The organism is Nitrobacter sp. 62-23, from assembly GCF_001897285.1.
Taxonomy (GTDB): Bacteria; Pseudomonadota; Alphaproteobacteria; order Rhizobiales; family Xanthobacteraceae; genus Nitrobacter.
In genome coordinates, this window is record NZ_MKSM01000096.1 from 114,085 (window position 1) to 125,364 (window position 11,280).

Genomic DNA, 11,280 nt, shown 5'->3' on the forward strand with positions numbered 1-11,280 from the left:
CGATGTCCCTCGCTTCCCTTGAGTCCACCATCAACGCCGCCTTCGAGGCCCGCGACACCGTTACGCCTGCGACCCGAGGCGAGGTGCGCGACGCCGTCGATCAGGCTCTCGACCTGCTCGACAAGGGCGAGGTGCGCGTCGCGGAGCGCGTGACGGACGGCAAGTGGACCGTCAACCAGTGGCTCAAGAAGGCCGTGCTGCTGTCGTTCCGCCTCAACGACATGACGACGATCCCCGGCGGCCCCGGCAAAGCCGCGTGGTGGGACAAGGTGCCGTCGAAATTCGAGGGTTGGGACGAGAAGCGGTTTCGCGACGCCGGCTTCCGGGCCGTGCCGGGCGCGATCGTCCGCCGCTCCGCCTTCATCGCCAAGAACGCGGTGCTGATGCCGTCGTTCGTCAATCTCGGCGCCTATGTCGACGAGAGCACGATGGTTGATACCTGGTGCACGGTCGGCTCCTGCGCCCAGATCGGCAAGCGCGTGCACATCTCCGGCGGCGCCGGCATCGGCGGCGTATTGGAGCCGCTGCAGGCCGGGCCGGTCATCATCGAGGACGATTGCTTCATCGGCGCGCGCTCGGAAGTGGCGGAGGGCGTGATCGTGCGCAAGGGTGCGGTGCTGTCGATGGGCGTGTTCCTCGGCGCATCGACCAAGATCGTCGACCGTGCAACCGGCGAGGTCTTCATGGGCGAAGTGCCGGAATACGCCGTGGTGGTGCCGGGCGCGCTGCCCGGCAAGCCGTTGAAGAACGGCCAGCCGGGTCCGTCCACCGCCTGCGCGGTCATCGTCAAGCGCGTCGACGAGCGCACACGCTCCAAGACCGGCATCAACGAGCTGCTGCGGGACTAGTGGAGTGAATTTGACGTTCGCTACCTGCGTTGCAGCAAATCAGGCGAGCGAATGTCACATTCAGAACTCCACTAGAAACTTAATAGTTGCTAGTGGTCCTTTGATTCTAACATTTGCAAGAATTCCTGCCGCAACGGGATGCAAATGTTAGAATCGGACCGCTATAGCGTTTTCGAGCGAAGTGGATACCGGTTCGCGTGAAGAAAACGCGTCAAATCAAGAGCCTAGATTCTTTCACTGTTTCCATGAAACGGTGAAAGGCTCTAGAGCATGATCCCGACCCGAACGGACGAGATCATGCTCCATCAATAACGGACCACCTATGGCCGCCGACGCTCTCTCCATCGCCCGCGATCTCGTCCGTTGCCCTTCGGTGACGCCCGCGGATGCCGGCGCGCTCGGCGTGCTCGCGACGCTGCTCAAGGCGGCCGGGTTCGAGGTGCACCGCGTCACCTTCAGCGAGCCTGGCGCGGCCGACATCGACAATCTCTATGCCCGCATCGGCACGAACGGTCCCCACATCGCGTTCGCCGGCCATACCGACGTCGTGCCTCCCGGCGAGGAGGCGGCGTGGACGCACGGCGCTTTTGCAGGCGAGGTCGTCGACGGCTTTCTCTACGGGCGCGGCGCGGTGGACATGAAGGGCGGAATCGCCTGCAGCGTCGCCGCCGCGCTGGACTATCTGGCGGCGCATGGCGGCAAGCCGGGGCACGACGGCAAAGGCTCGATCTCGTTCCTGATCACCGGAGACGAGGAGGACATGGCCGTCAACGGCACCGTCAAGCTGATGCAATGGGCGGCGGCGCGCGGCGAAAAATTCGACCACTGCGTGCTCGGCGAGCCCAGCAATGTCGCGGAGCTTGGCGACTGCATCAAGATCGGCCGCCGCGGATCGCAGTCCGGCACGCTGGTTGTCGATGGCGTGCAGGGCCATGTCGCCTATCCGCATCGCGCGTCAAATCCGATTCCGGACATCGCTGCGCTGATCACCGCGCTGGTCAGCGAGCCGCTGGATCAGGGTAGCGCCCAGTTCCAGCCGTCGAATCTGGAGTTCACCTCGGTCGATGTCGGTAATCCTGCGGGTAATGTCATCCCCGCGCAGGCGCGGGCAAAGTTCAACATTCGCTTCAACGACCATCACAACCAGGAATCGCTGCGCGCGCTGATCGAGGCGCGTGTCGCCAAGGCCGCCGGCAATCGCATGCGCCCCCGGATCGTCTGGGAGCCTTCGAACGCTGACGTATTCGTGACCAGGCCGGGCCCGTTCACCGATCTCGTGGTCGCGGCGATCGAGGAGGTGACCGGCCGCAGACCTGAGCTGAACACCGGCGGCGGCACGTCGGATGCGCGTTTCATCAAGGACTATTGCCCGGTGATCGAATTCGGCCTTGTCGGCCAGACCATGCACCAGATCGACGAGCGCACGCCGGTGGCCGATCTCGACAAGCTGACGCGAATCTATCGCGGCGTGCTGGATCGCTATTTCGCATGAGTGGCAAAATTCTCGTGCTCACCGCCATCGAGGACGAGCTTGACAAGGCGCGCGCGCCCGACGGCGTCAGGGTGATCTATACCGGCGTCGGCAAGGTCAACGCGGCCAGCGCGACAGTGCTTGCGCTGCTGACGCTGCGGCCCGCGCTTGTCGTCAATTACGGCACCGCTGGAAAGATCAACGAGACGCTACAGGGGCTCGTGGAGGTGTCCGGCGTGGTCCAGCGCGACATGATGGCGATGCCGCTGGCGCCGCGCGGCCGCACGCCGTTCGCGCCCGAACTCGACCTGTTGAACTCGGGTCAGGCCGGCGTCGTCTGCGGCACCGGCGACAGCTTCGTCACCACGTCGGATCCCTGGTTGATCGAGAACGGGATCGACGTCGTCGACATGGAGCTGTTCGCGATCGCGCAGGTCTGCCGCAGTCATGGCCTGCCGTGGCGTGCGTTCAAGTTCATCACCGACGACGCCAACGACCTCGCGCATCAGGACTGGACCGCCAACGTGAAGGACGGCGAGAGCCTGTTCTGGGAAACGTTGGACCGGATTCGTTCCTAATAATCCACCCGCACCAGATATAGCCCGTCGGGCGGGGCGACGGGACCGCAGGCCTCGCGGCGGCGCGCGGCCAGCGCGCGGGCGAGGTCGTCGGCGCTCCAGCGGCCATGCCCGACCCACACCAGTGATCCCACCATCGAGCGCACCTGGCTGTGCAGGAACGAGCGCGCCGAGGTGATGATGGCGACGTTGTCGCCGTTCCTGACGACGTCGAGCTGGTCGAGCGTCTTCTCCGGCGATTTAGCCTGGCATTCGGTGTCGCGAAACGTCGTGAAGTCGTGCTTGCCGATCAGCCGCTGCGCCGCAATATGCATCGCCCCCGCATCGAGCGGCCGGGCCACGCGCCAGACGCGGCCGACCTCGACGGCAAGGTTCGCGCGCCGATTGGCGATGCGATAGACGTAATGCCGCCTGAGCGCCGAGAAGCGCGCCTCGAAGCTGTCGGGCACGATCTCGGCTTCGAGCACCCCGATCGGATGCGGGCGCAGATGGGCGTTCAGCCCGTCGCGCAGCCGGTTCGGCGCGAAGTGCTTGGCGATGTTGCAATGCGCCACCTGCGCCAGCGCATGAACGCCGGCATCGGTGCGGCCGGCGCCATGCACGCGCACGTCGTTGCCGCAGATCGCCTTCACCGCCGCTTCCAGCGCGCCCTGCACCGAAGGACCGTTGTCCTGATACTGCCAGCCGCAGAACGGACCGCCGTCATATTCGATGGTGAGCTTGTAGCGGGGCATGACAGCCTAGGTGAACCGCATGGGCGGCTGAAGCGGCGTGCCGTTCAGAAAGGCATCGGCCTTCATCGGCGGCTTTCCCGCGCGCTGCAATTCAAGAACGCGGATCGCACCAACCTTGCATGCGATGGTCAGCCGATCGTCAAGCAATTCGCCGGGTTCGCCCGCACCCTTGGCTATTTCACAGCGCAGGATCTTCACGCGCACCTGCTCGCCGTCGAGCGGCATCTCGCACCATCCGCCCGGAAACGGCGACAGGCCGTGGATATGCCGCAACACGTCGCGCGCAGGCCTGTTCCAGTCGATCCGCGCTTCCGCCTTGTCGATCTTCGCGGCATAGGTGACGCCTTCGTCACTTTGCTTCGTTAGCGGCAGTTCGCCCTGCGCCAGCGCGTCCATCGCTCGGACCATGAGACCGGCTCCCCGTGGCGCCAGCGCGTCATGCAGATCGGACGCCGTCATCGCGTCGCTCATGGCGATCCGCTCGGCCATCGCAACGTCGCCGGTGTCGAGACCGGCGTCCATCTTCATGACCATGACGCCGCTCTCAAGGTCGCCGGCCATAATGGCGCGGTTGATCGGCGCGGCGCCGCGCCAGCGCGGCAGCAGTGAAGCATGCAGATTGTAGCAGCCATATCTCGGTGCATCGAGGATCGGCTGCGGCAGGATCATGCCGTAGGCGACGACCACCGCGGCGTCCGCGCCATGCGATCGGAACTGTCCGAGCGCTTCCGGCGTCTTCAGCGTTTTCGGCGTCAGCACGGGAATGCCGAGGCGCTGCGCTTCCCGCTCAACCGGGCTCGGTTGCAGCTTCATGCCGCGGCCCGCCGGCCTCGCCTCTCGGGTGTAGACAGCCGCGATCTCATGGCCATGGGCCGCAAGCGCGGCGAGCGTCGGCACCGCGAAATCGGGCGTGCCCATGAAGATCAGGCGAAGCGGCATTTTCTGAATTCGTATGCGGTGACGGCCCGCTCTATTTTCCGGCGAGCTTCGCAGCCTTGGTGAACTTCTTCAACACGCGGTCGCGTTTGAGCTTGGAGAGATAATCGACGAACAGCACACCGTTGAGATGATCGATCTCGTGCTGGATGCAGGTGGCGAAAATGCCTTCGGCATCCTCCTCGTGCACGTTGCCATCGAGGTCGGTGAAGCGGATCCGCACCCGCGCCGGCCGTTCAACCTCCTCGTAATATTCGGGGATCGACAGGCAGCCCTCTTCATAAACCGAGAGTTCCTCGGACGCCGAGAGGATTTCCGGGTTGATGAAGACGCGCGGTCGCGGGTTAAGTTCGCCGTCTTCGTCCCGCCTGGCGAGGTCCATGGTGATGATGCGGACGGGTTGCGCGATCTGGATGCCGGCCAGCCCGATGCCCGGCGCGTCGTACATGGTCTCGAACATGTCGTCGGCGAGCTTGCGGATTTCCGGCGTGACTTTTTCGATCGGCCTGGAAACAAGGCGCAACTGCTTGTCCGGCAGAATGATTATTTCGCGAATGGCCATGCCGGGCGATGTAGTCCGCCGGTCTGCCGGGGTCAATCCGTGGCGACCGCAGCCACCAACCATTCATCAGCAATAAAAAGCGAGCTTTCGTTCACCTAAAGTGTTCTCTCTTCGTTCGCGTCAGCCGCCGAATCGGGTAAAAAGACCGGATGAACAATATCCTTTTCATGCTGGGCGATGTGCCGGTGCGGACCGGCGCCGTGCTGATCGGCTTCGGCGCGCTGGCGCTGTTGCTGCTGCTGGTCATCGCGATTGTGATCGCAAGGTCGGGCCGCCGTGGAGCCGATATGGCGGTGGCGCAGGCGAGCCGCGCTGACGAGCTGGAGGAACGTCTCATCGACATGATGCGCACGCAGGCCGAGATGACCGGCCGCGTCGACGCCATGGGCAAGGCGCTCGCCGGGCGGCAGGCGGAGATGGCGCGGGCGGTCAGTGATCGTCTCGACTCGGTCACCCACCGGGTCGGGCAGTCGATGGAGCAGACCACGCGCAGCACCATGGAGAGCCTGCGGGTGCTGCACGAACGGCTCGGTATCATCGACAACGCGCACCAGAACCTGACCGAACTGACGACGCAGGTGACCACGCTGCGCGATGTGCTCGCCAACAAGCAGTCGCGCGGCGCATTCGGTCAGGCGCGGATGGAAGCGATCGTGCAGGACGGCATGCCGAAGGACTCGTTTGCCTTCCAGTACACGCTGTCGAACGGCAAGCGACCGGACTGCGTGATCTTCCTCCCCGATCAGCGGCCGCTCTGCATCGACGCGAAATTCCCGCTGGAGGCGATGACGGCGCTGCACGACGCCCGCAGCGACGACGAAAGGAAATTCGCAAGCCAGCGGCTGCGTGCCGACGTCATGAAACATGTCGCCGACATCGCCGGCAAATACCTGATCCCGGGCGAGACCCAGGATAACGCGCTGATGTTCGTGCCGTCGGAGTCGGTCTATGCCGAGATCTACGACGCCTTTGATGACGTGATCCAGAAGGCGTATCGTGCCCGGATCGTGCTGGTGTCGCCATCGCTTCTGATGCTGGCGATCCAGGTGATGCAGCAGCTTCTCAAGGACGCGCGGATGCGCGATGCCGCCGACAAGGTCCGTGTCGAGGTCATGAACATGATGGGCGACGTCGAGCGGCTGCGCGACCGCGTCAGCAAGCTCGGCAGCCATTTCGATCAGGTCAGCGAGGACGTCAGGCAGGTGCTGATCTCGGCCGGCAAGATCAGCAAGCGCGCGACCCGAATCGAGGAACTCGACTTCAGCAAGGACGAGACGGCCGCGGAAACGTCGCGGGTCGTCAGGTCCGGCGAACCGGAGTTGTTCCCGCCGCAACTCGCCCCAAAAATCCAGGCGGGGGAGTAGAAAGAAGGGGCGAGGGCAAGGAGCAGAATCTGCTAGCACTGCGACATGACCGCTCCAGACGCCGCCGCTGCCACGACGAAGCCATCCGACATCGCGCCCCGCGCCTCATGGCGCGAGAGCATCGCGGTCTATCTGCAACCGCGCGTTCTTATCGTGATGCTGCTCGGCTTCTCGTCCGGCCTGCCGCTGGCGCTGTCGGGCTCGACGCTGCAGATCTGGATGAAAGAATCCGGCATAGACCTGCACGACATCGGTCTGTTTGTTCTTGTCGGCACGCCCTACACGCTGAAGTTCCTGTGGGCGCCGCTGGTCGATGCCCTGCACATCCCGCTTTTGACCCGGCGGTTCGGCCGCCGCCGCGGCTGGCTCGTGTTCTCGCAACTGCTCCTGATCGCGGCGATCCTGCTCCTGGGATCGACCGATCCGGTGCAGGCGCCGTGGCTGGTCGCGCTCGGGGCGGTGCTGGTGGCGGCGACATCGGCGACGCAGGACATCGTGGTCGATGCCTTCCGCGTCGAAAGCCTGCCGGAAAGCGAGCAGGCCGCCGGCATGGCGGGCTATGTCGCGGCCTATCGCATCGGCATGCTGGTCTCGACCGCCGGCGCTCTCTTTCTCGTCAGCGCGTTCGAAGGAACAGGTCTGGTTCGTGCCGCCGCATGGACATGGGGCTATGTCAGCATGGCGGCGATGGTCCTGATCGGAACCGTCACCGCGCTGGCGGCCACCGAGCCCGAGCAATCCGTTCGCGCTGAGCAGGCAACGCGGGGAGAGGACGGTTTTGCACGCGTGATGCAAGCCGCGGTCGGCGCGTTTTCAGAATTCCTGAGCCGCAAGGATGCGATCGCCGCACTCGCCTTTATCGTGCTGTTCAAGTTCACCGACGCGTTCTCCGGCACAATGACCGCGCCGTTCGTCATTGATCTCGGCTTCACCCGCAACGATTATGCCGCCATCGTCAAGGGGGTCGGCTTGGCCGCGACGCTGATCGGCGGTTTCGCAGGCGGCTTCGTGGCGCGGCGCTATTCGCTAGCGGCGAGCCTGTGGATCGGCGGCGTTTTGCAGGCGGTCGCCAACCTGTCGTTCTCCTGGCTGGCGCTGGTCGGGGTCAACCAATGGGCGCTGGCGGTCGCGATCACGGCGGAGAATTTCACCAGCGCCATCGGCACGGTGATCTTCGTGGCTTATCTCTCGGCGCTGTGCCGCAATCCGCTGCACACCGCCACCCAATATGCGCTGCTCACGGCATTGGCCGCGGTCGGCCGGACCTATCTGTCCGCCAGCGCCGGCTTCGTCGCCGAGGCGACCGGATGGCCGCTGTTCTTCGCGATCTGCGTCGCCGCGGCGGTGCCGAGCCTGATCCTGCTTGGCTGGCTGCAGCGGCGCGGGCACTTTGCCGGATTGCAGACGTAGCAGCATCGGCCATGGCAAAACGGCGCGCTTATCTCGTGAGCATATCCTTCGCCGCGATCAATCCGCCGCCCGCGATCAGCACCGCCGCCCCGGCGAGCGCCGCTGTGGGTTTGGCAAACCCGGCCAGTATCAGGAACGTTGTCGAAAGCAGCGGCGTCGCATAGGCGGCCGCGCCCAGCACGCGAATGTCGCCACGCTTCATGCCGATGTCCCAGACATAGAAGGCGAGGCCGACCGGGCCGACGCCGAGCGCGGCGATCGCGAGCCATTGCGCGCCGCTGTCGGGCCACACCGTCGGCTCCGTCAGCCCATGCGCGATTGTTGCCAGCACGGCCGTCGCCAGGCAGAAGCCCGCGACCGCGTCGGTTGGAACCGAGGCCAGCCGGCGCGACAGCACCGAATACGCTGCCCAGACAAACGCCGCGATGAACGCGGCCGCGAGCCCCCAGATCTGGGTTCGCTCGAACGCGATCGAGGTGTTACCCGCGAACAGCAGCACCGTCCCGGCGAGCCCGAGAAGCGCGCCGATCAGATGATGCGGCGCCAACCGCTCGCCCGGCAGCAACGATGAAAACAGCACGATCAGCAGCGGCCAGAGATAGTTCAAAAGGCCGGCTTCCGCAGGCGGCGCCAGGCGCAGCGCGATGAAATACAGCGCGTGATAGCCGAACAGTCCGCCGACCCCGACGAGCCAGGCGACCGGCGGCTGTCGCAATGCGCGGACACCCTGGGGTCGAAACAGCCAACTCGCGCAGCCCGAAAGGCCGCCGATCGCGAACGTCATCGCCGCCAGTTGAAATGCCGGAATGCGCCCGGTCGCGACCGCCATGACCGCGAGCAGCGACCACATCAGGATGGCGGTGAGACCGACGAGCGTGGCGGTGCGGGAGGTCATGACATCATGCGACTGCACTCATCGCCATGCCCGGCACTCGGGTCCGGCTTCGCCCAGCCCGGGCACAGGCCGATTGTGCAGGCATCCACGTCTTTCATGCGTCGCAACGTCAAAACGTGGGTGGCCGGGTCAAGCCCGGCCATGACGGCTCTTTTGTGGGGGACTCAATCGCCCACAACAGTCTGCCTACGCGCAATACTGCCCGCCATTGATGCTCAATGTCGATCCGGTGATGAAACCGGCGTCGTCGGAGGCGAGGAACACCACAGCCCGCGCGATTTCCTCGGGCTCGCCGAGGCGGCTCGCGGGGATGTGCGGCAGGATGCTTTTCTCAACGACCTCCTTGGGCACCGCCTGCACCATCTCGGTATTGATGTAGCCCGGGCAGATCGCGTTCACGGTGATTCCGGCCTTGGCGTTTTCCAGCGCGAGCGCCTTGGTAAAACCGATGTCGCCGGCCTTCGCCGCCGAATAGTTCACCTGGCCGAACTGCCCTTTCTGGCCGTTGATCGAGGAGATGTTGATGATGCGGCCGAACTTGCGCGCGCGCATGCCCTCTATCACCGGGCGCGTCATGTTGAACAGCGAGCCGAGATTGGTGTTGATGACGGCGCTCCATTGCTCAAGCGTCATCTTGTGGAAGGCACCGTCCCTGGTGATGCCGGCATTGTTGACGAGCACCTCGACGGGACCGAGTTCCGCCTCGACCTTCCCGACGCCCTCAGTGCAGGCCTCGAACGAGGCGACGTCCCACTTGTAGATGGGGATGCCCGTTTCCGTCTTGAACTTTTCCGCTGCAGCATCATTGCCCGCATAACTCGCGGCAACCGTATATCCCGCCGCTTTCAGCGCCTTGCTGATCGCGCCGCCGATGCCCCGCGTCCCTCCCGTCACCAGTGCCACTCGTGCCATTGCGTCGTCCTCCCTGAGAGAAACCGGAATCGTCACGGCCGTTGGAAAGATATTCCAGATAAAATGCCCGGCTTGTGACCGGGCATTCCATCATCAAATCAACTGCGGTGATTCGATATCATTTTTGAAGCGTCCGCCGCCGCTCAGCTTCGCTCGACGCACATGGCGATGCCCATGCCGCCGCCGATGCACAGCGTGGCGAGGCCCTTCTTGGCGTCACGCTTCTGCATTTCGTGCAGCAGCGTCACCAGCACGCGCGCGCCAGACGCGCCGACCGGGTGCCCGATGGCGATGGCGCCGCCGTTGACATTGACCTTCGAGGTATCCCAGCCGAGGTCCTTGTTGACCGCGCAGGCCTGGGCGGCGAAAGCCTCGTTGGCCTCTATCAGGTCGAGGTCGCCGACGTTCCAGCCGGCCTTCTTCAGCGCGGCGCGCGAGGCCGGGATCGGGCCGGTGCCCATGATCTTCGGGTCGACGCCAGCATGGGCCCAGGAAACGATGCGGGCAATTGGGGTCTTGCCCTCTTTCACCGCCTGCCCGGCCGACATCAGCACCACCGCAGCCGCGCCATCGTTGATGCCGGATGCGTTCGCAGCCGTAACCGTGCCGTCCTTCTCGAAGGCGGGACGCAGCTTGGCGATCGACTCTGCCGTCACACCGGCCTTGGGATATTCGTCGGTGTCGACGACGATGTCGCCCTTGCGGCTCTTGACCGTGACCGGCACGATCTCATCCTTGAACCGGCCCGCCTTCTGCGCCGCTTCCGCCTTGTTCTGGGAACCGGCGGCGAATTCGTCCTGTTGCTGGCGGGTGATCTGGTATTGGCGGGCGACGTTCTCGGCGGTGGTGCCCATGTGATAGCCGTTGAACGCGTCCCACAGGCCGTCCTTGATCATGGTGTCGATCAGCTCAACGCCACCCATCTTTACGCCGCCGCGCAAATACTGCGCATGCGGCGCCATGCTCATGGATTCCTGGCCGCCGGCGACCACGACGTCGGAGTCGCCATTGAGGATGGCCTGATAGCCGAGCGCGATCGTGCGCAGGCCCGAGCCGCAGAGCTGGTTGACCCCCCAGGCGGGACTTTCCACCGGAATGCCGGCGGCGATCGAGGCCTGCCGCGCCGGGTTCTGGCCCTGAGCGGCGGTCAAAATCTGGCCCATGATGACCTCGGAGACCCGCGCCGGTTCGACCCCGGCCCGCTCCAGCGCGGCCTTGATTGCGATGGCGCCGAGATTATGGGCGGGCATGGTGGCGAACGCGCCGTTGAAACTTCCCACCGGAGTACGGGCGGCGCTGACGATGACGACATCGTCTGACATGGACATCTCCTGGAGCTTGAGCGACTGGGTAGTTGAATATTTGACGATGGTTGCCGCGCCGGCAACCCGTGGCACGCGTTTACCCTGTTAACCTCACGAGAGTGTGTCAATTGCACCGACGACCGGAAGATGCGCCCAGGCATATTCCTGAGCAGTCTCTATGCGTTGGAATTAACTGGTCCTTCATAAAACGGTAGCCGAAGGCTGCCGAAAGTGCTTACTTTGCTGCAATGCGCTTGTTAACCCCA

General features: G+C 64.6%; 11 protein-coding genes. 5 read left to right on the plus strand and 6 right to left on the minus strand.

From position 1 onward, the window contains the following. The first annotated feature begins 2 nt into the window (after nucleotides 1–2). The 3 genes from dapD (at nucleotide 3) to BGO16_RS09190 (ending at nucleotide 2,897) form a co-directional block, all read left to right on the plus strand. Entirely contained in the window at nucleotides 3–848 is an 846-nt protein-coding gene (gene dapD / locus BGO16_RS09180; RefSeq protein ID WP_292618367.1) for a 2,3,4,5-tetrahydropyridine-2,6-dicarboxylate N-succinyltransferase, read from the plus strand. 322 nt (nucleotides 849–1,170) lie between these two features. Then, nucleotides 1,171–2,340: a succinyl-diaminopimelate desuccinylase gene (dapE, locus tag BGO16_RS09185; RefSeq protein ID WP_292618368.1), complete on the plus strand. Its 1,170-nt coding sequence runs from the start codon at nucleotides 1,171–1,173 to the stop codon at nucleotides 2,338–2,340. Continuing rightward, entirely contained in the window at nucleotides 2,337–2,897 is a 561-nt protein-coding gene (locus BGO16_RS09190; protein WP_292618369.1) for a 5'-methylthioadenosine nucleosidase, read from the plus strand. The genes dapE and BGO16_RS09190 overlap by 4 nt, the downstream gene beginning before the upstream one ends. On the opposite strand, the gene truA is transcribed toward BGO16_RS09190, so the two are convergent. Genes truA through def form a run of 3 tightly spaced genes read right to left on the minus strand, consistent with a single transcriptional unit; the run spans nucleotide 2,894 to nucleotide 5,129 of the window. After that, the gene (truA, locus tag BGO16_RS09195) at nucleotides 2,894–3,631 is read right to left on the minus strand and encodes a tRNA pseudouridine(38-40) synthase TruA (protein ID WP_292618370.1); all 738 of its coding nucleotides are present in this window, start codon (nucleotides 3,629–3,631) and stop codon (nucleotides 2,894–2,896) included. The genes BGO16_RS09190 and truA overlap by 4 nt on opposite strands. 6 nt (nucleotides 3,632–3,637) lie before the next feature. After that, on the minus strand, nucleotides 3,638–4,570 hold the full coding sequence (gene fmt / locus BGO16_RS09200; RefSeq protein WP_292618371.1) for a methionyl-tRNA formyltransferase: 933 nt from the start codon (nucleotides 4,568–4,570) through the stop codon (nucleotides 3,638–3,640). Nucleotides 4,571–4,601: 31 nt separating this feature from the next. Beyond that, entirely contained in the window at nucleotides 4,602–5,129 is a 528-nt protein-coding gene (gene def / locus BGO16_RS09205; protein ID WP_292618372.1) for a peptide deformylase, read from the minus strand. Between the two features lie 149 nt (nucleotides 5,130–5,278). Here def and rmuC point away from each other — a divergent pair, with 149 nt between their 5' ends. After that, on the plus strand, nucleotides 5,279–6,493 hold the full coding sequence (gene rmuC / locus BGO16_RS09210; RefSeq protein WP_292618373.1) for a DNA recombination protein RmuC: 1,215 nt from the start codon (nucleotides 5,279–5,281) through the stop codon (nucleotides 6,491–6,493). Between the two features lie 45 nt (nucleotides 6,494–6,538). Then, complete coding sequence (locus BGO16_RS09215) at nucleotides 6,539–7,903, plus strand: AmpG family muropeptide MFS transporter (RefSeq protein ID WP_292618374.1); 1,365 nt, start codon at nucleotides 6,539–6,541, stop codon at nucleotides 7,901–7,903. Between the two features lie 28 nt (nucleotides 7,904–7,931). Here BGO16_RS09215 and BGO16_RS09220 read toward each other — a convergent pair whose 3' ends face one another. The 3 genes from BGO16_RS09220 to BGO16_RS09230 form a co-directional block, all read right to left on the minus strand. Further along, nucleotides 7,932–8,798 (minus strand): EamA family transporter, encoded by an 867-nt coding sequence (locus BGO16_RS09220; protein ID WP_292618375.1) that lies wholly within the window; start codon nucleotides 8,796–8,798, stop codon nucleotides 7,932–7,934. Between the two features lie 186 nt (nucleotides 8,799–8,984). Continuing rightward, nucleotides 8,985–9,710: an acetoacetyl-CoA reductase gene (phbB, locus tag BGO16_RS09225; protein ID WP_292618376.1), complete on the minus strand. Its 726-nt coding sequence runs from the start codon at nucleotides 9,708–9,710 to the stop codon at nucleotides 8,985–8,987. Between the two features lie 143 nt (nucleotides 9,711–9,853). Continuing rightward, the gene (locus BGO16_RS09230; RefSeq protein WP_292618377.1) at nucleotides 9,854–11,032 is read right to left on the minus strand and encodes an acetyl-CoA C-acetyltransferase; all 1,179 of its coding nucleotides are present in this window, start codon (nucleotides 11,030–11,032) and stop codon (nucleotides 9,854–9,856) included. Nucleotides 11,033–11,280: the final 248 nt, after the last annotated feature.

Bases quoted from the DNA above. Each gene is read 5' to 3' on its own strand.
- dapD (WP_292618367.1), top strand. From the start codon at position 3: ATGTCCCTCGCTTCCCTTGAGTCCACCATCAACGCCGCCTTCGAGGCC.
- dapE (WP_292618368.1), top strand. From the start codon at position 1,171: ATGGCCGCCGACGCTCTCTCCATCGCCCGCGATCTCGTCCGTTGCCCT.
- BGO16_RS09190 (WP_292618369.1), top strand. From the start codon at position 2,337: ATGAGTGGCAAAATTCTCGTGCTCACCGCCATCGAGGACGAGCTTGAC.
- truA (WP_292618370.1), bottom strand. From the start codon at position 3,631: ATGCCCCGCTACAAGCTCACCATCGAATATGACGGCGGTCCGTTCTGC.
- fmt (WP_292618371.1), bottom strand. From the start codon at position 4,570: ATGCCGCTTCGCCTGATCTTCATGGGCACGCCCGATTTCGCGGTGCCG.
- def (WP_292618372.1), bottom strand. From the start codon at position 5,129: ATGGCCATTCGCGAAATAATCATTCTGCCGGACAAGCAGTTGCGCCTT.
- rmuC (WP_292618373.1), top strand. From the start codon at position 5,279: ATGAACAATATCCTTTTCATGCTGGGCGATGTGCCGGTGCGGACCGGC.
- BGO16_RS09215 (WP_292618374.1), top strand. From the start codon at position 6,539: ATGACCGCTCCAGACGCCGCCGCTGCCACGACGAAGCCATCCGACATC.
- BGO16_RS09220 (WP_292618375.1), bottom strand. From the start codon at position 8,798: ATGACCTCCCGCACCGCCACGCTCGTCGGTCTCACCGCCATCCTGATG.
- phbB (WP_292618376.1), bottom strand. From the start codon at position 9,710: ATGGCACGAGTGGCACTGGTGACGGGAGGGACGCGGGGCATCGGCGGC.
- BGO16_RS09230 (WP_292618377.1), bottom strand. From the start codon at position 11,032: ATGTCAGACGATGTCGTCATCGTCAGCGCCGCCCGTACTCCGGTGGGA.